Consider the following 21,075-nt stretch of genomic DNA (forward strand, 5'->3'; position numbering starts at 1 on the left):
CGCCGACTCGGGTTACCTGACCCGTCGTCTGGTGGACGTGTCGCAGGACGTCATCATCCGTGAGGACGACTGTGGCACCGAGCGTGGTCTGCCCAAGGCGATCGGCGAGCTGATCCAGGGCGCCGACGGCCCGCGCGTGGTCAAGCACGAGAACGTGGAGACCTCCGCGTACGCCCGCACCTCCGCGGTGGAGATCCTCCACCCGAGCACGGGCGAGGTGCTGGCCGGTGCTGGCGAGGACCTCGGCGACGTCAAGATCGCCGAGCTGCTCGAGGCCGGTGTCACCGAGGTCAAGGTGCGCTCCGTGCTCACCTGCGACGCCCGGACCGGCACCTGCGCGAAGTGCTACGGCCGTTCGCTGGCCACCGGCAAGCTGGTCGACATCGGTGAGGCGGTCGGCATCATCGCCGCCCAGTCCATCGGTGAGCCCGGCACGCAGCTGACCATGCGTACCTTCCACACCGGTGGTGTGGCGTCGGCCGACGACATCACCCAGGGTCTGCCCCGCGTCGTCGAGCTCTTCGAGGCTCGTTCGCCCAAGGGCCGTTCCCCGATCTGCGAGGCCGCCGGCCGCGTGCAGATCGAGGACACCGACAAGACCCGCAAGGTGCTCGTCACGCCCGACGACGGTTCCGAGGTGCAGGAGTACGCGGTCTCCAAGCGTGCCCGTCTGCTGGTCGCCGAGGGCGACCACGTGGAGGTCGGCCAGAAGCTGACCCAGGGTACGGAGGACCCGCAGGACGTCCTGCGCATCCTCGGTGTCCGCCGTGCCCAGGAGCACCTGGTCAACGAGGTGCAGGAGGTCTACCGCTCGCAGGGTGTGGCCATCCACGACAAGCACATCGAGATCATCGTGCGCCAGATGCTGCGCCGCGTGACGGTGATCGAGTCCGGTGACACCAACCTGCTCCCGTCCGACCTGGTCGACCGGGTGCGGTTCGAGGAGGAGAACCGCCGTGCGGTCTCCGAGGGCACCAAGCCGGCTTCCGGCCGCCCGGTCCTCATGGGCATCACGAAGGCCTCGCTCGCGACCGAGTCGTGGCTCTCGGCGGCCTCCTTCCAGGAGACCACCCGGGTGCTCACCGACGCCGCGATCAACGGCCGCTCCGACAGCCTGCGTGGCCTGAAGGAGAACGTGATCATCGGCAAGCTGATCCCGGCCGGTACCGGTCTGGAGCGCTACCGCAACATCCGTGTGGAGCCCACCGAGGAGGCGCGCGCCGCCGCCTACTCGGTGACCGGCTACGACGCCTACGACTACGACTTCGGTCCGTCGTCGCAGGCCGTCGCGCTGGACGACTTCGACTTCGGTTCCTACCAGAACTGAGTCGCGTCCCACGGCCGACCGACGGCCCCGTCCCCGCTCCGGCGGGGGCGGGGCCGTCGCCGTACCCGGGCACACGCGGTGGCCGGTTGGGACGTGGGGGCTGCGGGAGCGCGACGGCTGGTGCGTACCTGGGTTGGGGGTCAGTGGGTGCTGGGGCAGGAGGGGAGCGTGGTCCGTACTGACCCCAAATGGGGGCGATTGACCCACTTTGGGGTCACTCGGGGAGGGAGCTCCGAAGTTGGGGTCGCTGGGAGAGGTTCTGGGGGCTGCCATTCCTCTCCGAGTGTCCCCAAGTTCTGGGGGCATGTGCGTACGACCGCGATGTGGGAGCGGTGGGTCGGGTGAGGTGGATGGCCCCTCCCGGTGACCCCAAATTGGGGCGATTGACCCGATTTGGGGACACCGGCGGGGGAGGTCCACCACTGGCCGCGCGAGGCCCACCCACCCGGCCCGCGCGACGTCCACCCACCCACCTCCCACGCCGGTTGGGCACTACTGAGCGACGCTGCGACAATGCCGGGGTGAGCATCCCCACCTCGACCGACGTCCTGGTCGTCGGCGCCGGCCCCGCCGGCTCCGCCGCGGCCGCCTGGAGCGCCCGCGCAGGGCTCGACACCGTCCTGGTGGACGCTGCCGTCTTCCCGCGCGACAAGACCTGCGGGGACGGGCTCACGCCGCGGGCGATCGCGGAGCTGCAGCTGCTCGGTCTGGAGGACTGGGTGCGGTCGCACACCGTCAACCAGGGGCTGCGGGCGCACGGTTTCGGCCAGGTCCTGCACCTGCCGTGGAACGGTCCGCACCACCCCGGCTGGGGCTCGGCGGTGGCGCGTACGGAGCTCGACGACCACCTGCGCTCCGTCGCGCTCAAGGACGGCGCCACGGGCGTCGAGGGCGCCCGTGCGGTGGACGTGCGCATGGAGGGCGGCAAGGTCGCCGCCGTGGTGTTCAAGAACGACGAGGGCACCTTCGAGATCGCGTGTCGTCGTCTCGTGGTGGCCGACGGGGTGCGTTCCACGCTGGGCAAGGTCCTGGGCCGCGAGTGGCACCGCGACACCGTGTACGGCGTGGCGGGTCGGTCGTACATGACCTCCACGATGAGCGACGACCCCTGGATCTCCAGCCACCTCGAGTTGCGCGACGAGGCCGGCGACCTGCTGTCCGGGTACGGCTGGATCTTCCCGCTGGGCACCGGCGAGGTGAACGTTGGCGTCGGCACCCTGGCCACCGCCAAGCGCCCGGCCGACTTCGCCGTCAAGCCGCTGCTGCGCTTCTACGCCGACCAGCGCCGTGACGAGTTCAAGCTCAGCGGCGAGCCGCGGATGGTCACCTCCGCGCTGCTCCCGATGGGTGGTGCGGTCAGCAACGTCGCCGGACCCAACTGGGCGCTGATCGGCGACGCCGCCGGCTGCGTCAACCCGCTCAACGGCGAGGGCATCGACTACGGCCTGGAGACCGGCCGTCTGGTCGCCGACATGATGGCCTCCCAGGAGAGCCTCGGCGAGGCGTGGCGCGCGACCCTGGTCGAGCACTACGGCGAGGCGTTCTCGATCGCCCGCCGCCTCGCCGGCATCGCCACCGTCCCCAAGGTCGTCGCCACCCTGGGGCCGCCCGGGATGCGCTCGGACTTCCTGATGACGCTGGCGCTGCGCTGGATGGGCAACCTCGTCGACGACGCCGACCGCGACCGCTCCGCCCGTGTGTGGAGGTGGGCCGGGGCCCGCTCCATCGCGCGCGACGCGCGTCCCCCGTTCAGCTGAGGCCGTGCGTCGGCCGACACTGCGGGTGCCGGCCGACAGGGTCCGCACACCCGCCGACCTCACCTACCGCCTCGTCAACGGGATCGGCCGTACGGCTCTCGCCGGGCTCGCCGTGCGTACGCGGTGGGAGGGGGCCGAGCACGTCCCCACCTCGGGGCCGGTCATCATCGCGGCCAACCACGTCTCGTACGTCGACTTCGTCTTCCTCCAGCGGGCGCTGAGGCGCCGACACCGTCGGGTGCGGTTCATGACGCGCGCCGACGTGTGGGATGCGCCCGGGGTCGGGCCGGTGATGGACGCGATGGGTCACATCCCCGTCGACCGGGACGCGCCGGCCGCCGCGTACCTGCGGGCGCGGTCCCTGCTGCGTCAGGGGCACGCGGTGGGTGTCTTCCCCGAGGCGGGGATCAGCTACTCGCTGACCGTGCGCGGCCTGATGCGAGGGGTGGCGGCGTTGGGCCGGGAGACCGGTGTGCCGGTGGTGCCGGCGGCGATCTTCGGCAGCCAGCGCATCTACGGGGTGTGGCCGCTGGACGAGGACGGCCGTGAGCTGGGCCTGGACCGTACGCGGGGTCGTCGGGTCGACGTCGTGTTCGGAGAGCCCGTGCTCGTGCCGCCGACGGCGGACCTCACGGAGTGGACCCGGTGGCTGGGGGAGCGGCTCACCGGGATGCTGGAGGGCCTCCAGGGCCAGCCCCAGCACCGTCCGCGCCCCGGCGAGTGGGCGCCGTGGTACCCGGCCCACCTGGGTGGCGACGCGTTGACCAGGGCGCAGGCACGCGAGTGGGACGTGCTGCCGCGCTCAGCCGTGCAACCCACGTGGGGCCCCCAGGACTGCTGAGACAGCCGTCCCGGGGACGAGTCCGGATGACCTGGACTCCCTAGGGTCACCCGTGGCAACCGACGGCACGGTCCACCTCGCCTCGGCGCGACCGGCGCGCCCGCCACGGAGAGACGCTCCTCAACACACTGCGCCGGGCCCCACGCCGACGGGTGACGCGACCACTGCGCGGCGGTGCGGGCCGAGCGTGAGGCGTCCAGCACGGTGCCGGTCAGGACGCCGACGCGGATGATCTGGCGCGCCACCGTCGTACGGAGCCGACCGGGTCGGTGAGCGGCCCGAGGACCTTCCGGACCGGCGGCGAGGCGAGGAGCAGCGCGACGCAGACCGCGCCGACCAGGGCCAGACGGAACGCCAGCTCGGGGTGCGCCTCGCTGAACTCCGGGTAGCCGGCCCACAGCACGGTCTTCACCACGAACCCGTGGAACAGGTAGACGACAAGCGTCGCCGACCCCATGGAGGTGAACCACCCCAGCGAGCGGCGGGGCACCAGCGCCAGCACCGAGAAGGTTCCCACCAGGCCGAGCCCCATCACCGCCAGTCTGGCCTGGAAGCCGATCAGGGGGTCCAGCTCGATCCCCTCGTAGCCGGCGTCGTACCAGAGCAGCGCCGTGCGGGTCCACTCGTCCGTGTACGGCGCGATGTACCACAGGCCGTACATCGCGACCACCGCTGCGACGCGGACCACCCAGTCGTCGAGCCGTTTGAGGTGGTCGGCGCGCAGCCACAGCCCGAGCGTGAAGAACGGCAGCAGACCCAGCAGGCGCGGCAACATCAGCAGGTCGGAGTCCCACCAGCCGCCGAGCAGGCTCACGACGACCGACAGCGGCAGCATGATCCAGTGCGCCTTGAGCACCGGGGTCAGCAGGCGCCAGCCGACCAGCACGATGAGGTACCACATCGCCCAGTTGGGCTCGATCCACAGCAGCCGCTGCGGGTCCTCGCCCAGTGCGCGGCGGTAGAGCACGAGCGCGGGCTCGAAGATCAGGTACGGGATGAGCAGCGTCTGCACCAGGTTGGCGAGCTTGGGCCGCGACCAGGTGAACGACTTGGACAGGTAACCGCTGATGAAGACGAACGCGGGGATGTGCCAGAAGTAGAGGAAGTCGTACACCCGCCGCGTCTCGTCGGTGCCGTGGAACAGCCCGAACGAGTGGCCGACGACCACCAGGGTGACGAGCACCATCTTGGCGTTGTCGAGCCACGGATCGCGGGACGGGGCGGACACGGCGTCGAGGGTACCCAACTAGGTTGGTCCCCATGAGCGGTCCAACACGCAGGCAACGGGTGGCGACGTACGCAGTGCTCCTCAGGGAGACGGCGACGGGTCCGGAGATCCTGCTCTCGCGCCTGGCGCCGCGGATCAGCCGGTCCGAGCTGTGGACGCTGCCCGGCGGGGGACTCGACCACGGGGAGGCGCCGCGCGACGGCCTGGTCCGGGAGATCTGGGAGGAGACCGGCCTGGACGCCCAGGTCGGGGAGCGGCCCGACGTGTTCAGCTCGCACCGCCCCGACGCCGAGTTCGACGGCCGCGTCACCGACTTCCACGCCCTGCGGATCGTGTACGACGCCTGGGTGCCGCGCGACGCCCCCGAGCCGAAGGTGATGGAGGTCGACGGGTCCACCGTGGATGCCCGCTGGCACAGCCTCGACGACGTACGGGCCGGCCGGGTGCCGATCGCCGTGGTCGTCGTCGACGCGCTGGCCCGGCGAGGCGTGGAGCGGCTGCAGCGCGTGGCTGCGTACGCCACGGTCGTCCAGGACGGCAAGGTCCTGCTCACGCGCCTCTCCGAGCACTCCGCCCACCCGGGCTCGTGGACGCTGCCCGGTGGCGGCGTGGAGCACGGTGAGGCGCCCGAGGCGGCGGTCGTGCGCGAGGTGGAGGAGGAGACGGGGATGCGGTGCACGCCCGGCCGCCTGCTCGGCGTCCACGACACCCACTTCGTCGGTACCGCCCCCAGCGGTCAGCTGCAGGACTACCACGGCATCCACCTCGTGCACGAGGCCTCCGTGGAGCCGCTGGAGCCGGGGACCCAGCGCCCCGACTCGGACGCCAGCACCGCCGAGGTCGCCTGGCTCGACGTGGCTGACGTCCTGGCCGGGCGGGTCGAGGTGCTCGACGTCGTGAGGTTCGCGCTCGAGCGGCTCTGAGGGGGCGGTGGCGTCGGTGGTTCGCGGTGGTTGCGCGCCACCAGGTGACACGGAACCACCGCAGACCGGGTGGACGGCCTCAGTCGCGGCGGCGGGACCGCAGCGCGACGCCCATGGCGGCGTCGAGGAGCAGGGTGGCTGCGAGCGTCCGTACGCCGGTGCGGGCCCAGCGGGAGCGCCCGGGGCGGTTGGCCCGGGCGAGCAGCACGGCCGCGGTCGCGGTCTCGGTCGCGTACAGGGTGCCGGCCACGGCGGGGCGGGCCTGGACCCACGCGTACGCCTTGCCGAACGGCGTGCGGCGCGCGACCTCCTCCTCGCCCGCCTCGTGGTAGCCGACGACGGAGTCGAACAGGGAGCGCAGGCCCGACCGGGCCTCGACGCGGCGCGCCGCCGGTAGGTCGGAGCGGCCCTCGTGGACGTCGGCCGCCAGCACCGGAAGGCCGAGCGTCGTCAGCACGCGCGCGGACCAGAACTCGTCCGGGGCGCTCTGCAGCGCCTCCGCCACGGCCCCGGCGTCGCGGTCGCGGAAGTGTGGCGAGTTGAGCACCCGCCGCAGGTCCGAGTCGGGGAGCAGGTGCAGGTTGGCCAGACCGGGCACGAAGCGGTGGTCCACCTCGGCGGTGGTGAAGGTCGGGGTCAGGTCGAGCAGGCGGGTCAGCATCTCGCCCGGGAAGACGCCCCAGCCGGTGAGCACCTCGACGTACCGGGTCTCGCCGTCGGTGATGAGTACCGCCGCGGGCACCTCGTGCGGCAGCCAGGCGTCGTCGGAGAGGTCGACGCAGGCGCGGTCGAAGCGCACCACGTTCCAGCCGTCCACCCATGCGTGCTCCAGCCCGGCCTCGGCGTGGTGGGCCAGCACGGGCAGGAAGCTGTCGACCTTGTGGCTCACCAGCACGTCGCCGGGCAGCCCGGTGGGGTCGAAGGAGCCGCAGGAGCACCCGTCGCCGCAGCCACCGGCCTCCTCGTCCGTGGCCTCGTCGTGGGTGGCCTCGTCGTCGCTCGTCACGTCGGCGTCGACCACGGCCAGCTGACGCGGGTCGGTGAACTGGTGCTCGCCGGTCTCCACACCCAGGCCGAGCTCGGCCGCCATCCGGGGACCGAACGTGCTGATCGACTCGCCGCGGGTCACCGTGCCGTCCTCGACGACGATGACGCGGTCGTCGTCGTCGAGCAGGAACACCGCGTCGACCGGCTCGCCGGGCTCGACGGCACCGGCCTGCACGGCGGCGAGGACACCCGCCGCCCGCAGGTACGCCAACGCGGCGCTGGCGTCGAAGCGCTCCGTGCCGGCCGGGTGCAGCCACGCCTGCTCGGCGCGTACACCGTCCTTGGACGGGGTCTCGGCGGACACGGTCGCGACGCGGGCAGACATGGACACCAGTCTAGGAACCGGGCGGCCGCGACGCCTGTTCGCGCGGGTGTGACGCTGCTCGCCGCTGGCTGGGGCGGCGACCCAGGGCGACGGTGTCGGCCAGGGCGTCGAGGACGGCCAGCGCCGCCAGCGCGCCGACCAGCCACTGCCACCACGCGCGGTCGTCGATGCCCGCCACCCACCACAGGCCCAGCAGGCCCAGCGCAGCCTCGGGGAGCGCGGTCAGCAGGCCCAGTGACGGCCGCGCAGCGACCGCGCCCTGCCACCGTCCCAGCGCGCCCCGTCGGGCCACCTCGTCGGGCGGGGCGTCCTCGTACTGCCGCACCGCCGCGCGGATCGCCCCGCCGACGCCCATCGGCTCGACGGCCACCGCTCCGGGCAGCTCCGTACGGCCCTCGTGGACGTCCGCCGCCAGCACGGGCAGTCCGAGCGCGGCGAGCACTCGAGCCGACCAGCCCTCGTCGTCGGGGCTCTCCACCGCCGCGGCCACGGCCACCACGTCGAGGTGGGCGAAGTGGCGCGAGGCGGCGACCCGCGCCGCCGACTCTCCCGGCACCTCGTCGGGCTCCAGAGGCGGCTCCCCGGTGGGGGAGAGCACGGTCCCCGGCGGGACGCCGACGTGGGTCACCACGTCGATCCAGCGTCCGTGCCCGTCGCGGTGCAGTGTCACCACGGGCACCTCGTCGCGCAGCACCGCGTGCCCGCGCAGGTCCGCCCCGGCCTCGTCGAGGCGCAGCACCGTCCAGCCGTCCACGCTGGCCCACACGAGCGCGGAGCCGACGTCACGGGCGAGCAGCGGCAGCATGTGGGGCCTCAGGCGACCCACCACGACGGCCCGCTGCGGGCCCTGCCGGTCAGTGGCGTCCGAGTCGTCGCTGAATGCAGGGTTCATGCGGCCGAAGTCTAGGATCGGCGCCATGAACCCGCGGCACCGTCGTCTCGTCATCCCGGTGGCCCTGGGGGCTCTGCTGGTGATCGTCGTCCTCGCCGCGGTGCTCCGGTGAGCCTGCCCCTCGACACCGCGCTCGGTCAGGTCCGGGCGCTGCTGCTGGAGGCGGACGGGTTGGTCAAGGGCGTCCTGTCGGGACGCCGTCGTACCGGCGAGCCGCAGTGGCGCCGCGTCGAGCTGCGCTACGTCGACCTCAAGGCGGGCCGGCACCTGCAGGTCGTGGCGTACGACGCCACCCAGGCCCACACGAGCAACCACGCGGTCGGCGCCGCGGCCGAGGCGGCCGTCGACGACCTGCTGGCGATGCCCTTCGGCAACGCCCACGTCGAGACCACCGAGCTCACCCACCAGATGCGCGTCACCAAGAAGGGCGAGGCGGTCGCCTCGTCCAAGCGACGCACGGCGGCCGTCGAGGTGGTCCGTGAGCACGACCGCGCCAAGGACCGCCTGATCCCGGAGGACTCGCCGCTCCTGCGGGCGCTCGGGATCTCCGACGCGCAGGGCCGGGTCAAGCCGACGCGGCGCGACAAGTACCGGCAGGTGGAGGAGTTCGTACGGCTCCTCGACGCCGCGGTCCGCGACGCGCTCGAGACGGGCCGGCTGCGGCGGCCGACGTCCGCCGACCCGCTGCGCGTGGTCGACCTCGGCTGCGGCAACGCCTACCTGACGTTCGCCGCGCACCTACACCTCAGCGAGACCCTCGGGCTGCCCGTCCGCGTCACCGGCGTCGACGTGAAGCAGCAGTCCGCCGACCACAACAGCGCCGTGGCCGCCGAGCTCGGCATCGAGGCCGACTTCGTCGTCGGCACCATCGACGGAGCCGTCCTCGACCCCGCGCCCGAGGTGGTCCTGGCCCTGCACGCCTGCGACACCGCCACCGACGACGCCCTCGCCCGGGCCGTGGCCTGGCAGGCGCGCGTCGTGCTGGCCGCCCCGTGCTGCCACCACGACATCGCCGCCCAGCTGCGCGGCGGCGAGGTCCCCGAGCCGTACGGCATGCTGACCCGCCACGGGATCCTCCGGGAACGCCTCGCCGACACCCTCACCGACGGGGTGCGCGCCAGCCTGCTGCGCAGCGTCGGTTACCGCGTCGACGTGGTCGAGTTCGTCGACTCCGCCCACACGCCCCGCAACACGCTGCTACGTGCGGTCCGTACGGGCGGCGGCCGGTCCGCGCGCGAGGCCCGGGCCGAGTACGACACCCTCGTGGGCGCGTGGGGTCTGCGACCCCGGCTGGGCGAGCTGCTGGAGGCGGACGGTGCCGGGGACTGAGCGTCCCCGCAGGTCCCTGACCTCCGCCTGGGCGGCGGCGGTCGTCGCTGTGCCGTTCGCCGTGGGCGCCTCCACCGTTGCGCAGGCCGAACCCTCCGGCGAGGTGGCCTTCTCCTTCGCCGACCCCGAGATCGCCGAGTCCAGCGGTCTGGCCGTCGTCGGCGACCACGTCGTCACGACGAACGACTCCGGCGACGCCGCCCGCGTGTTCACCGTCGATCCCGGCACCGGCCGTACGGTCGGGGTGACCACCTGGGGCGAGGCGGCCGTCGACGTCGAGGCCCTCGGCCCGGCCGGGGACGGGCACGTGTGGGTGGCCGACACCGGCGACAACCGGCGCGTGCGCGACGAGGTGCTCGTGGCCCGCGTGCCCGTGGGGGAGGGCGATCGGACGGTGGACGCCCCCACGTACCGGCTGCGTCTGCCTGAGGGCCCCCAGGACGTCGAGGCCCTGCTGGTGCACCCGACCAACGGACGCCTGGCGCTGGTGACGAAGTCGATCTTCTCCGGCAAGGTCCTGCTCGCGCCCCAGCGGCTGCGGCGTGACCGCGTCAACGACCTCACCGAGATCGGGTCGGTGACCGGCCTGGTCACCGACGGGGCGTTCCTGGCGGACGGACGTCACCTCGTGGTGCGTACGTACACCGACGCCGTCGTCTACTCCTACCCCGAGCTGGAGCAGGTGGAGCGCTGGTCGCTGCCCGGCCAGCGGCAGGGGGAGGCGGTCGCTGCGGACGGCGACACGCTGCTCCTGTCGAGCGAGGGCGTGCACACCGAGGTGCTGCGCGTAGCGGTGCCCCGTGTGGTGGCCGCGCGGACCGCCGTCGCCGATGCCGTGGAGCTGCTGCGGCTCACGCTGCACCCGTTCGGCTGAGCCGTCCGCGGGGCAGGCACAGCACGACGGGCCGCCGCGAAGGATCGCGACGGCCCATCGAGGGTGGTGCGTGAGGTCAGCCGAGCTGGGCCACCACGTGGTCGATCGCCTGGGTGAGGAGCTCGACGTCGGCGGGGTCGATCGCCGGGTACATGGCGATGCGCAGCTGGTTGCGGCCGAGCTTGCGGTACGGCTCGGTGTCGACGATGCCGTTGGCGCGCAGCACCTTGGCGACCACGGCGGCGTCGATGGCGTCGTCGAAGTCGATGGTGCCGATCACCAGCGAACGGTCGTCGGCCTTGGGGACGTACGGGGTGGTGTAGTCGGTGCGCTCGGCCCAGCCGTACAGCGCGTCGGAGGACGCGGTGGTGCGGGCGACCATGCCGTCCAGACCGCCGTTGGCGTTCATCCAGTCGAGCTGCTCGGCCATCAGGAAGAGCGTGGCCACCGACGGGGTGTTGTACGTCTGGTTCTTCTTGGAGTTGTCGATCGCGGTCGGCAGCGAGAAGAACGGCGGGATGTAGCGGTCGGTCGCGGCGATCTCCTCGGCGCGGGCGAGCGCCTTGGGGGACATGGCCGCGATCCACAGGCCACCGTCGGAGGCGAAGCACTTCTGCGGGGCGAAGTAGTACGCGTCGACCTCGTTGAGGTCGACCGGCAGACCGCCGGCACCCGAGGTGGCGTCGATGAGGACGAGCGCGTCGTCGTCGATGCCGGCCGGGCGGACCACGGGCGCCATGACGGCGGTCGAGGTCTCGTTGTGGGCCCATCCGTAGACGTCCACTCCCTCCTCGGCGACGGCGTCGGGACGCGAGCCGGGCTCGGCGGTGATGATCGTCGGCTCGGCGAGCCACGGGGCCTTCTTGACCGAGGAACCGAACTTCGAGGAGAACTCACCGAAGGCGAGGTGCTGCGACTTGTTGCGGACCAGGCCGAAGGCGGCGATGTCCCAGAAGGCGGTGGCGCCGCCGTTGCCGAGGACGACCTCGTAGCCCTCGGGCAGGGAGAAGAGTGCGGCGAGGCCCTCGCGCACGCGGCCGACGGTGTTCTTCACCGGCGCCTGGCGGTGCGAGGTGCCCATGAGCGTGTCGCCGGTGGCGGCGAGAGCGTCGAGGTGGCTGGTCTGGATCTTGGAGGGACCAGCGCCGAAACGGCCGTCGGCGGGGAGCAGGTCGCTGGGGATCTTGATGGCGTCGTTCACGCCGATTCCTTTCGGAGCGATCGGGAGTCTGACCTGACGACGCTGTCAGCACCGCCATTGTGTCACTGCCATTCTCGCCCACCCGAATCCTCGGGGTCCCAGCCGTTCGTACGGCGGTCGTCGGGGCGCGCGGAACCGGGTCTGGGAAGGGCCGTTCCCCTGTGACAGCCCTTCCCCGGAACCGTGCCCCGAGAAGGGGTCCAGTCGACCGGCGCGACCACGGGCCCCCGCCCGCGTGCCGCTGGCGCGCAGAGCGCGCCGGGGACAGTTTGGCGTGGGCCGTGCTGGAGGTGGAACCAACGAATCCGCACAATTGGGGATGACACGGACCCGCGGCGTCTGGAGCGCGGGTCGACGGCGAGGGAGGTGGACCGGTGGCCGGGAGCGCGCTGCGCGCCAGCACGGAGCACTTCAGGGACCGGTTGCGCCCGCTCGTCGACCCTGCCGCGGGTGGGTCGACCCGCGACAGCCTGTGGTGGGTGATCGCGCTGCTGCTCGCCGGTCTGCGCCTGGGCACGCTCGCGCAGATGGCGCCGTCGTTCACGCTCGCCGTGCGTACGTCCCCGAACCCGCCGGTCGCGCTGCTGACGTGGATCCTGGCGGCGGTCTCGTCGCTGGTGCTGTGCGTGGTCGTGTGGCGTACTCGCCGCCCGCCCGGCAACCGCATGATGCTGGTCGACGCCGCGTTCGCGCTGGCGCTGTTCGGACTGGGCAGCGTCGCGGTCGCCGAGACCGACCGGGTCGGCACGTGGATCGGCTTCCAGGCCAGCTGGGCGCTGTCGGTGCTGATGGGGTCCGCGGGTGCACCGTCGTGGCGGCTGTGGGGCGCCGTCATGGTGACCCTGATCTCCGTCGACCTGTGGTTCGTCCTGCCGGACACGAGCAACGGCGACCTGCAGACGATCGCGGGCAACCTGCTGACCCTCATCCTGCTGCCGACGCTCATCCGGGCCGCCTTCCGCTACGCCACGCGGATCGCCGAGATCGCCGACGAGTCCCGGGCCCGCGCGGCCGAGCTGGCGCGGCGCGAGGAGGAGCGGCGCGCGCAGGCCGCCATGCACAACGGTGCCGCGCTGATGTCGCTGATGGCCCGCGACGACCTCTCGGAGGCGGTCAAGGAGGCGCTCCGCGAGCAGGCGCTCGAGGAGACCCAGCGGATGCGTCGCTACCTCAACGGGGAGCGGGTGGGCGAGGGGCGGCCCGAGGTGCTCGCCGAGCTCGTGGAGCGCGCGGCCGCCGGCTTCCCCGACCTGCGCATCGACACCCTCACCGACCTCGGGGCCCACGTACGCCTCACCCGTGCCGCCGGCGAGGCGATGGCGGCGGCCCTGACGTCGGTGCTGCTCAACGTACGGGTCCACGCGGGCGCCAACCGCGTCGTCATGCACCTCGACGAGGAGGACGGCACGTGGACGTTGAGCGTGCACGACGACGGGGAGGGGTTCGACGTGGACGCGACCGACGAAGGGGTCGGCCTCGGCGAGGTGGTGCGTGCCCAGCTGGCGCTGCACGACGTCGCGGTGAGCGTCGAGTCGATGGTCGGCGCCGGGACGACGGTGCTGATGAGTGGCGCGTGGCGAGGGGAGCCCGCCGAGGTCCTGGCCCCCGCTCCGGGGCGTACGGGGCGGGGTGAGGCACGATGAGCGCAGCGGACGCGTCGTCGGGGACGGGCCGCACCGAGCAGGAGGTCGGGCGCGTGCGAGCAGCGCTGGTCGACGACGCGACGGTGATCCGCAGCGCGCTGCCGGACCTGGTCCGGGCGGTCGAGCTGGTCTCGGTGCACCCCAACGTGGAGGACCTGGTGGCGCGGCGCCCCGAGGTCGACGTGGTGGTGCTGGACCTGCACCTGGTCAACCAGACGCAGCCGTCGGCGGCCCAGGGGATCGCGGCGATCCGGGTGCTGGTGGAGGCGGGGTACCGGGTCTGCGTGTACTCGCAGGAGGAGCGCCGCTGGGTGCTCGCGGCCTGCTTCGCCGCCGGGGCGCGGGGTGCGGTGTCCAAGGCCGAGCCGATCGAGGTGGCCGAGCAGGCGTTCGCCGACGTCGCGGCAGGCGACATGGTGGTGCCGCCGTCGGTGATCGGGCTGCTCGAGGTCCTCGTACGCCGGCGCAGCCTCACCCTGCTGAGCGACCGCCAGCGCCAGGTGCTCGCCGGTCGCGCCCGCGGGTTGACGTACGCGGAGATGAGCCAGCGGATGCACCTCTCGGAGTCCACGCTGCGGGGTTACTGGCACGACCTGACCGCGTCGATCTCCGAGCACCTGAAGCACACCGCCCCCGCCGACATCGAGCGGGCCCTCGGCCTGGCGCCCGGCGACCTGCTGGACACCTGGCCGCTGCCGCCGACGTGAAGGTCGATGGGGGGACTTCGACCTGTTGTGGGGGTTGCAACGCCCCCAGCACGTCGGTTTCCCCGCCTTGGCGGGGAAACCGCAGCACCAGTGGGGCGCGTGGGACCCAGCCCCCTAGAGTTCACCCCGTGGAGACGCAGGCGCCGGGGCAGCTCGAGATCGTGCGGGTGCCCATCACGCACCCCGACGCGGCTGACCTCGTCGAGCAGGTGCAGCTGGTCTACGTCGAGCGGTACGGCGGGCGGGACGAGTCGCCGGTCGACCCGGCGGAGTTCGAGGACCCGACGGGGCAGTTCTTCGTCGGTCGCGTCGACGGGCAACCGGTCGCGAGCGGCGCGTGGCGCCGGCACCGTACGCCTGCCGGCGTCGAGCAGGGCCCGTGCGCGGAGGTGAAGCGGATGTTCGTCCGCCCCAGCCACCAGGGCCGCGGGTACGCGCGCCGGATGCTCGCCCACGTCGAGGAGACGGCCCTGGCCGCCGGGATCGCGACCGTCGTCCTGGAGACCGGGCTGGCCCAGCCCGAGGCGATCGCCCTGTACGGGTCGAGCGGGTACGTCGCGATCCCCAACTTCGGCTACCACGCCGACCAGCCGCTCTCGCGGTGCTTCGCCAAGGCGCTGCGAACTACCGACCTGTAGTTCCGACAACGCCCGGACAGGCGCGGCGAGCGGCTCGTACGGTCGGTGACGCAAGTGACGTCTGGGGAAGGACTGAACGGTGCTCGCACACCCCGGCGCGCGACTCGGCGCGCACACCGTGGTCGCGGCCGTCCTGGCCGTGCTGCTCGCACTGCAGGTCGGCGCCACCTCGCCTGCCGCTGCGGCCGACGACGTCACGTACCCGACGGCCGTGGAGCCGTACGCTGGCTACCAGCCGCAGACCAGGTGCATCAAGAAGCCCAAGGCCGGCATCCTGCTGCTGGCCGACTGGCTCACCGCACGCGGCGGCGGGTACGGCACCATCAGCCGCGCGTGCGCCGGGTCGAGCCGCTCGGAGCACAAGGAGTCGCGCGCCTTCGACTGGATGCTGGACGCCGCGAAGAAGAAGGACCGGCGACTGGCCCGCGCGATGCTCGACGAGCTGTTCGCCACCGACGCCGACGGCAACCCGCACGCGCTGGCCCGTCGGATGGGCGTCATGTACGTCATCTGGAACGACCGCATGTGGGCCGCGTACGACGACTTCGAGCCCAAGGACTACCTCAGCTCGTCGTGCAAGAGCCGCCGGACGTGCTCCAAGACCCTGCGGCACCGCGACCACGTGCACGTCTCGCTGGTCCGCCGGGCCGCGCGCGGCGAGACCAGCTGGTACCTGGCGCAGCAGAGCGACTAGGTCCCGCCGGGCTCGACCGCCGGGCACGCCAGCGGGAGACGCGACGACCCCCGCGGCCAGTGGCCACGGGGGTCGACCGTGCTCGGGTCAGTTGCCCCAGGCGGAGTTCCAGCCGTCCACGTCGGAGGCGGGACGCGAGGCCGGACCGGTGTAGATCGCCGAGGGGCGGATCAGGCGGCCGGTCTTCTTCTGCTCCAGGATGTGCGCCGACCAGCCGCCCGTGCGGGCGCAGGTGAACATCGAGGTGAACATGTTGGCCGGCACCTCGGCGAAGTCCAGGACGATGGCCGCCCAGAACTCCACGTTGGTCTCCAGCACGCGGTCGGGACGACGCTCGCGCAGCTCGGCCAGCGCGGCCTGCTCGAGGGCCTCGGCGACCTGGTAACGCGGGGCGTCGAGCTCGCGGGCCGTACGGCGCAGCACGCGGGCACGGGGGTCCTCGGCGCGGTAGACGCGGTGGCCGAAGCCCATCAGGCGCTCGCCCTTGTCGAGCAGGTCCTTCACGTACGCCCGGGCGTCGCCCAGACGCTCCACGTCCTCGATCATGCCCAGCACGCGGGAAGGGGCGCCGCCGTGGAGCGGGCCGGACATCGCGCCGATGGCGCCGGAGAAGGCGGCGGCAACGTCGGCACCGGTGGAGGTGATGACGCGGGCGGTGAAGGTGGAGGCGTTCATGCCGTGCTCGGCCGCCGACGACCAGTAGGCGTCGATCGCCTTGATGTGCTTGGGGTCGGCCTCGCCCTTCCAGCGGATCAGGAACTTCTCCGCCAGCGTGGCGCCCTCGTCCACGATCTTCTGCGGGACGACCGGCTGGTGCAGGCCACGGGCCGACTGGGCGGCGTACGAGAGCACCATGACCGCGACGCGCGCGAGGTCCTCGCGGGCCTGCTCGTCGGTGATGTCGTAGGTCTGGCCGAAGCCGAAGGCCGGGGCGAGCATGGCGATGGCGGCCTGGATGTCGACGCGCACGTCGCCGGTGTGGACGGGCAGGTTGTACGGCTCGGCGGCCGGCAGACCCGGCGTGTACGAGCCGTCGATCAGCAGGCCCCAGATGTTCTCGAACGGGACGCGGCCGACGATGTCCTCGATGTCGACGCCGCGGTAGCGCAGTGCGCTGCCTTCCTTGTCGGGCTCGGCGATCTGCGTCTCGAAGGCGACGACGCCCTCCAGTCCGTGGTGAACCTCGGTCATAGGTACGCTCCTTTGCGCGGGCTGTGTGACCCCCGGGCCCTTCGGCCGCACGGGCGTCGGCCCCCATTGTGCCCCTGTCGGGGCCGGGGACCACTTCGCGTAGGTTTCAACCATGCGTGCCGCCCTCGGATTCCCCCGGATCGGCGAGCACCGCAGGTTCGTCGCCGCCATCGTCACCGACACCGTCGGCAGCGGCCTGTTCATGCCCCTGACGCTGCTCTACTTCCTCGCCACCACCGACCTGTCGCTGGTGCAGATCGGCTCCGCGGTCTCCCTGTCGGCGCTGTGCGCGATCCCCGCCTCGTTCGTCATCGGCTCGCTGGTCGACCGCTTCGGCGGCAAGAACCTGCTGCTGGTCGGCAACCTGGTCCAGGCGGTCGGGATGCTGGCGTACCTGTGGGTGCAGGAGTTCTGGGCCGTGGCGGCCGCCACCGTCCTGCTCAACGTGGGGCGCCAGGCGTTCTGGGGCGCGTACGGAAACGTGGTCACCGCGATCACCAGGCCCGGCGAGCGGGAGACCTGGTTCGGGTTCCTGCAGGCGCTGCGCAACCTCGGGTTCGCCGTGGGCGGTCTGGCCTCCGGCGTGGTGCTGCAGATCGGCTCGGTGACCGCCTTCCACGTCGTGGTGGTGGTCAACGCGGCGGCGTTCCTGGTCGCGTTCGCGCTGCTCCTCGACGTGCCCGACCACCGTCCCGAGCCCGCCGCGGACGCGCCCGCGACCACGGCCCCCGGGTCGGGCTGGGGCGTGGTGCTGCGCGACCGGCCGTACCTGCGACTCGTCGCCGGCCAGTTCGGGTTCGTGGTGGGCGTCATGGTGCTCAACTACGCGCTGCCGGTGTACGCCTCCGAGGTGCTGGAGCTGCCCGGCTGGCTGGTCGGGTTCATGTTCACGCTCAACACCGTCATGGTCGGCCTCGGCCAGGGGCTCGTGGTGCGCTGGATGGACGGGCGCCAGCGGGCGCGGATGATGGCGCTGGCCCAGGTCATGTTCGTCGCCGGGTACGCCGTCTTCGTCCTCGCCGGCCTGGTGCCGGTGTGGGTGGCGGTCGCCGCGATGCTCGTGGGGACGGCCGTCTACACGCTCGGCGAGCTGCTCGGGGGACCGGTCCTCAACGCCACCGCGGCCGAGGCGGCACCCGACCACCTGCGCGGCCGCTACCTCGGGCTCGGGCAGCTCACCTGGGGTGTCGGCGGTGCCGTGACCCCGGCCGCCTTCACCTGGCTGCTGGCCCACGGGACGTTCTCCGTGTGGTGGGTGCTGGTGGTGGTCGCCGCGGTGGGAGCGGCGCTGGTCCTGCGGCTCCCGTCCGTCCTTCCGGCAGCCGCGCAGAAGGTGACCCACAGCGCTTAGGCTCCCGTCATGGACTGGGGAGCACTGATCGACCGTCTCGACGACCGCCTCGGCGCGCAGGGCGGTGAGCTGCCGCAGCTGCTCGACCTGCTGGTCGACAACGCCGACGCCCTCAAGCACCTCGCCAAGCTGCCCGACTTCCTCGAGTCCTTCGCGGGCGCGCTGGCCGGGGCGGGCGAGCAGGCCCGCGCCGCCGCCGCCCAGCTGGTCGGCGACGACGGCAAGGAGGGGATCCAGGGGGTCCTGGCGGATGCCTCGAAGGCCCTCGGCGCGATCCTGGACTCCGTCGAGAAGGGCGCCGAGCGTGTCCTGGACGCCGCCGAGGCCACGGCCAAGGTGCCGCTCATGGACAAGCCGGCCGCCCGGCTGAGTGGCGCTGCGGAGGAGCTCAGGGGCACCACCTCGCAGCTCTCCTCGCTGGCCGAGGCGATGGAGGAGATCGCCGGCACGCTGGGGCGGGTCGGCTCCGCGCTGGCCAAGCTCGGTGACCACCTGGACGACTCCGGCTCCAGCGCACGAGGGTTCGCGCAGCTGTGAGCGGGCACCTCGACCTGGCCGCGCTGCGCGAGGAGTACGCCCGCGGCGGACTGGACCTGCCCGAGGCCACCGACGAGCCGTACGCGCTCTTCTCCAGGTGGCTCGCGGAGGCGGTCGCGGCCGGCGTCCACGAGCCCAACGCGATCGTGCTCTCCACCGTCTCCTCCGAGGGTCAGCCGTCCTCGCGGATGGTGCTGCTCAAGGCGTACGACGCCGACGGGTTCGTCTTCTACACCAACCAGGCCTCCCGCAAGGGCGGGGAGCTGTCCGCCAACCCCCGCTGCTCCCTGCTGGTGCCGTGGCACCCGCTGGAGCGGCAGGTCAGGGTCGAGGGGACCGCCGAGGCGGTCGACGCGGCCGAGGCGGACGCGTACTTCGCCCAGCGCCCGCGGGGCGCGCAGGTCGGCGCCTGGGCGTCGGGGCAGTCGCAGGTCGTCGCCAGCCGTGCGGCGCTCGCCCAGGCGTACGCCGAGGCGGAGGAGCGGTTCGAGGGCGGGCCGGTGCCGCGCCCGCCGCACTGGGGCGGCTACCGGGTGCGTCCGCACGCCGTGGAGTTCTGGCAGGGGCGTCCCGGACGGATGCACGACCGGCTGCGGTACGACCTCGTCGACGGCGCGTGGTCGCTGGTGCGCCTGGCCCCCTGAAAGCGGTTGCCAGCAGCAACCAACCGGCTACTCTCGTAGGTCGGCCCACAGCGTGTGCGGGGCCGAGTGCGCGAACGGAGGTCGGATGCTCTTCCGACTGGTGGTCCAGTACCTCAAGCCCTACCGGGGGCCGGTGCTCGCGATCGTGGCCCTGCAGTTCCTCGGCACCGTGGCGATGCTCTACCTGCCCAGCCTCAACGCCGAGATCATCGACAACGGCGTCGTCACCGGCGACATCGGCTACATCTGGCGCCGCGGCGGCGTCATGCTGGCCGTCGCGCTGGGCCAGGCGCTCTGCACGGTCGCGGCCGTGTGGTTCTCGGCCCGCATGGCGATGAGCTTCGGCCGCGACCTGCGCGCCGCCATCTTCGCCCGGGTCGGTGCGTTCTCCACCCGCGAGCTCCAGCAGTTCGGGGCACCCTCGCTCATCACCCGCCAGACCAACGACGTCCAGCAGGTGCAGATGGTGGTGCTGATGGGCGGCACCCTGCTCGTCACGGCCCCGATCATGATGGTCGGCGGAGTCGTGATGGCGATCCGCGAGGACGTGGGACTGTCGTGGTTGGTGGCCGTGGTCGTCCCCGTCATGGCCGTCATGATCGGCTTCATCGTCACCCGCATGGTGCCGAGCTTCCAGAAGATGCAGTCGCGCATCGACGAGGTCAACCGGCTCCTGCGCGAGCAGATCACCGGAGTCCGCGTGGTGCGCGCGTTCGTCCGTGAGCGGCACGAGACGCAGCGCTTCGCCGTGGCCAACGACGACCTGACCCAGGTCTCCGTCACGGCGGGGCGCTGGATGGCCTCGATGTTCCCCGTGGTCCTGCTCGTCTCCAACGTCGCCACCGTCGGCGTCATCTGGTTCGGCGGGCACCGGGTCGAGTCCGGGGCCATGGAGGTGGGCGCGATCACCGCGTACATCTCCTACGTCATGCAGATCGTGATGTCGGTGATGATGGGCACCTTCATGCTGATGATGCTGCCGCGCGCGGCCGTCTGCGCCGAACGCATCAGCGAGGTGCTCGACACCAGCTCGTCCGTGGTGCCGCCGGTCGACGGAGCCACCGTGCAGCCGCAGCCGGGCCACCTCGACCTCGTCGGCGTCACCTTCGCGTACCCGGGTGCGGACGCCCCGGTCCTGGCCGACGTCTCCTTCTCCGCCCGGCCCGGCCAGATGGTCGCCGTGGTCGGCTCGACCGGTGCCGGCAAGACGACCCTGGTCAACCTGGTCCCGCGCCTGTTCGACGTGACCGGCGGCTCCGTACGGGTCGGTGGCCTGGATGTGCGCGAGACCGAGCCGGAGACCCTGTGGGCGAGCCTGGGTCTGGTCCCGCAGAAGGCGTTCCTGTTCTCCGGAACGGTCGCCGACAACCTCCGTCACGGCAAGCCGGACGCCACCGAGGCGGAGATGTGGGAGGCGCTCGAGATCGCGCAGGCCAGCGACTTCGTCGAGGCGATGCCGGAGGGGCTCCAGGCGCCGATCGCCCAGGGCGGCACCAACGTCAGCGGCGGTCAGCGGCAACGTCTGGCGATCGCCCGCGCGGTGATCCGGCGCCCCTCCCTCTACCTGTTCGACGACGCGTTCTCCGCGCTCGACATGGCCACCGACGCCCGGCTGCGCGCGGCCCTCAAGCCCGTCACCGCGGACGCCACCGTGCTGGTGGTCGCCCAGCGGGTCGCCACGATCCGCGACGCCGACCTGATCGTCGTCCTCGACGACGGACGGGTGGTCGGACAGGGGACCCACGCGTCCCTGCTGGAGGACTGCCCCACGTACGCGGAGATCGTCTCCTCCCAGCGCACCGGGGCGGAGGCGGCATGAGCGAGCAGTCGACCCCGGCCCGCAGCGGGGACCTCAAGACCACCGAGCGGGTCGTACGCACCGGGGGACCGGGGCACGGCCCCGGCGGGGGCATGGTAGGTCAGAAG

The 21,075-nt window shown here is 72.5% G+C and carries 18 protein-coding genes and 1 pseudogene; 14 read left to right on the forward strand and 5 right to left on the reverse strand.

Annotated elements, in window-relative coordinates; all coding sequences use genetic code 11:
* From ACI379_RS16020 to ACI379_RS16030, 3 genes and pseudogenes are all read left to right on the forward strand, one after another.
* Nucleotides 1-1,327 (forward strand): annotated as a pseudogene (locus ACI379_RS16020) (DNA-directed RNA polymerase subunit beta'); the annotation flags it as partial.
* 521 nt (nucleotides 1,328-1,848) lie between these two features.
* Nucleotides 1,849-3,084 (forward strand): geranylgeranyl reductase family protein, encoded by a 1,236-nt coding sequence (locus ACI379_RS16025; RefSeq protein WP_439793111.1) that lies wholly within the window; start codon nucleotides 1,849-1,851, stop codon nucleotides 3,082-3,084.
* Between the two features lie 4 nt (nucleotides 3,085-3,088).
* On the forward strand, nucleotides 3,089-3,925 hold the full coding sequence (locus ACI379_RS16030; RefSeq protein ID WP_439793112.1) for a lysophospholipid acyltransferase family protein: 837 nt from the start codon (nucleotides 3,089-3,091) through the stop codon (nucleotides 3,923-3,925).
* A 211-nt stretch (nucleotides 3,926-4,136) separates the two neighbouring features.
* Here ACI379_RS16030 and ACI379_RS16035 read toward each other — a convergent pair whose 3' ends face one another.
* Entirely contained in the window at nucleotides 4,137-5,153 is a 1,017-nt protein-coding gene (locus ACI379_RS16035) for an acyltransferase family protein (protein ID WP_439793113.1), read from the reverse strand.
* A 32-nt stretch (nucleotides 5,154-5,185) separates the two neighbouring features.
* Here ACI379_RS16035 and ACI379_RS16040 point away from each other — a divergent pair, with 32 nt between their 5' ends.
* Entirely contained in the window at nucleotides 5,186-6,076 is an 891-nt protein-coding gene (locus ACI379_RS16040) for an NUDIX hydrolase (RefSeq protein WP_439793114.1), read from the forward strand.
* 79 nt (nucleotides 6,077-6,155) lie between these two features.
* On the opposite strand, the gene ACI379_RS16045 is transcribed toward ACI379_RS16040, so the two are convergent.
* Nucleotides 6,156-7,448, reverse strand: a complete 1,293-nt coding sequence (locus ACI379_RS16045; RefSeq protein ID WP_439793115.1) for a hypothetical protein — start codon at nucleotides 7,446-7,448, stop codon at nucleotides 6,156-6,158.
* 10 nt (nucleotides 7,449-7,458) lie between these two features.
* Nucleotides 7,459-8,340 (reverse strand): hypothetical protein, encoded by an 882-nt coding sequence (locus ACI379_RS16050; protein ID WP_439793116.1) that lies wholly within the window; start codon nucleotides 8,338-8,340, stop codon nucleotides 7,459-7,461.
* Nucleotides 8,341-8,448: 108 nt separating this feature from the next.
* Between ACI379_RS16050 and ACI379_RS16055 the strand changes: the two genes are divergently transcribed.
* Together ACI379_RS16055 and ACI379_RS16060 are read left to right on the forward strand one after the other, a co-directional pair.
* Nucleotides 8,449-9,669, forward strand: a complete 1,221-nt coding sequence (locus tag ACI379_RS16055) for a class I SAM-dependent methyltransferase (protein ID WP_439793117.1) — start codon at nucleotides 8,449-8,451, stop codon at nucleotides 9,667-9,669.
* The gene (locus ACI379_RS16060; RefSeq protein ID WP_439793118.1) at nucleotides 9,656-10,543 is read left to right on the forward strand and encodes a hypothetical protein; all 888 of its coding nucleotides are present in this window, start codon (nucleotides 9,656-9,658) and stop codon (nucleotides 10,541-10,543) included. Before ACI379_RS16055 ends, ACI379_RS16060 begins: the two co-directional genes overlap by 14 nt.
* 76 nt (nucleotides 10,544-10,619) lie before the next feature.
* On the opposite strand, the gene serC is transcribed toward ACI379_RS16060, so the two are convergent.
* Nucleotides 10,620-11,744, reverse strand: a complete 1,125-nt coding sequence (gene serC / locus ACI379_RS16065) for a phosphoserine transaminase (RefSeq protein ID WP_439793119.1) — start codon at nucleotides 11,742-11,744, stop codon at nucleotides 10,620-10,622.
* Between the two features lie 374 nt (nucleotides 11,745-12,118).
* Between serC and ACI379_RS16070 the strand changes: the two genes are divergently transcribed.
* The 4 genes from ACI379_RS16070 to ACI379_RS16085 all read left to right on the forward strand — a co-directional run bounded on the left by ACI379_RS16070 (nucleotide 12,119) and on the right by ACI379_RS16085 (nucleotide 15,426).
* Nucleotides 12,119-13,387: a hypothetical protein gene (locus tag ACI379_RS16070; RefSeq protein WP_439793120.1), complete on the forward strand. Its 1,269-nt coding sequence runs from the start codon at nucleotides 12,119-12,121 to the stop codon at nucleotides 13,385-13,387.
* Nucleotides 13,384-14,094: a hypothetical protein gene (locus ACI379_RS16075; RefSeq protein WP_439793121.1), complete on the forward strand. Its 711-nt coding sequence runs from the start codon at nucleotides 13,384-13,386 to the stop codon at nucleotides 14,092-14,094. Before ACI379_RS16070 ends, ACI379_RS16075 begins: the two co-directional genes overlap by 4 nt.
* 128 nt (nucleotides 14,095-14,222) lie before the next feature.
* A complete protein-coding gene (locus ACI379_RS16080; protein ID WP_439793122.1) occupies nucleotides 14,223-14,732 on the forward strand; it encodes a GNAT family N-acetyltransferase in 510 nt (169 codons plus the stop codon).
* A gap of 79 nt (nucleotides 14,733-14,811) precedes the next feature.
* Nucleotides 14,812-15,426, forward strand: a complete 615-nt coding sequence (locus tag ACI379_RS16085; RefSeq protein WP_439793123.1) for a hypothetical protein — start codon at nucleotides 14,812-14,814, stop codon at nucleotides 15,424-15,426.
* A gap of 87 nt (nucleotides 15,427-15,513) precedes the next feature.
* On the opposite strand, the gene ACI379_RS16090 is transcribed toward ACI379_RS16085, so the two are convergent.
* The gene (locus tag ACI379_RS16090) at nucleotides 15,514-16,617 is read right to left on the reverse strand and encodes a citrate synthase 2 (RefSeq protein WP_439793124.1); all 1,104 of its coding nucleotides are present in this window, start codon (nucleotides 16,615-16,617) and stop codon (nucleotides 15,514-15,516) included.
* A 112-nt stretch (nucleotides 16,618-16,729) separates the two neighbouring features.
* Here ACI379_RS16090 and ACI379_RS16095 point away from each other — a divergent pair, with 112 nt between their 5' ends.
* The 4 genes from ACI379_RS16095 (at nucleotide 16,730) to ACI379_RS16110 (ending at nucleotide 20,968) form a co-directional block, all read left to right on the forward strand.
* Nucleotides 16,730-17,968 (forward strand): MFS transporter, encoded by a 1,239-nt coding sequence (locus ACI379_RS16095; protein ID WP_439793125.1) that lies wholly within the window; start codon nucleotides 16,730-16,732, stop codon nucleotides 17,966-17,968.
* A gap of 9 nt (nucleotides 17,969-17,977) precedes the next feature.
* A complete protein-coding gene (locus tag ACI379_RS16100) occupies nucleotides 17,978-18,505 on the forward strand; it encodes a hypothetical protein (RefSeq protein WP_439793126.1) in 528 nt (175 codons plus the stop codon).
* Nucleotides 18,502-19,149, forward strand: a complete 648-nt coding sequence (gene pdxH, locus ACI379_RS16105) for a pyridoxamine 5'-phosphate oxidase (RefSeq protein ID WP_439793127.1) — start codon at nucleotides 18,502-18,504, stop codon at nucleotides 19,147-19,149. The genes ACI379_RS16100 and pdxH overlap by 4 nt, the downstream gene beginning before the upstream one ends.
* 85 nt (nucleotides 19,150-19,234) lie before the next feature.
* On the forward strand, nucleotides 19,235-20,968 hold the full coding sequence (locus ACI379_RS16110) for an ABC transporter ATP-binding protein (RefSeq protein WP_439793128.1): 1,734 nt from the start codon (nucleotides 19,235-19,237) through the stop codon (nucleotides 20,966-20,968).
* Nucleotides 20,969-21,075: the final 107 nt, after the last annotated feature.

Source organism: Nocardioides sp. (assembly GCF_051876515.1).
Classification (GTDB): Bacteria; Actinomycetota; Actinomycetes; order Propionibacteriales; family Nocardioidaceae; genus Nocardioides.

Coding starts and splice junctions, on each gene's coding strand:
- ACI379_RS16045 (WP_439793115.1), bottom strand. CDS start 7,448: ATGTCTGCCCGCGTCGCGACCGTGTCCGCCGAGACCCCGTCCAAGGAC.
- ACI379_RS16100 (WP_439793126.1), top strand. CDS start 17,978: ATGGACTGGGGAGCACTGATCGACCGTCTCGACGACCGCCTCGGCGCG.
- ACI379_RS16075 (WP_439793121.1), top strand. CDS start 13,384: ATGAGCGCAGCGGACGCGTCGTCGGGGACGGGCCGCACCGAGCAGGAG.
- ACI379_RS16040 (WP_439793114.1), top strand. CDS start 5,186: ATGAGCGGTCCAACACGCAGGCAACGGGTGGCGACGTACGCAGTGCTC.
- ACI379_RS16090 (WP_439793124.1), bottom strand. CDS start 16,617: ATGACCGAGGTTCACCACGGACTGGAGGGCGTCGTCGCCTTCGAGACG.
- ACI379_RS16095 (WP_439793125.1), top strand. CDS start 16,730: ATGCGTGCCGCCCTCGGATTCCCCCGGATCGGCGAGCACCGCAGGTTC.
- ACI379_RS16110 (WP_439793128.1), top strand. CDS start 19,235: ATGCTCTTCCGACTGGTGGTCCAGTACCTCAAGCCCTACCGGGGGCCG.
- ACI379_RS16050 (WP_439793116.1), bottom strand. CDS start 8,340: ATGAACCCTGCATTCAGCGACGACTCGGACGCCACTGACCGGCAGGGC.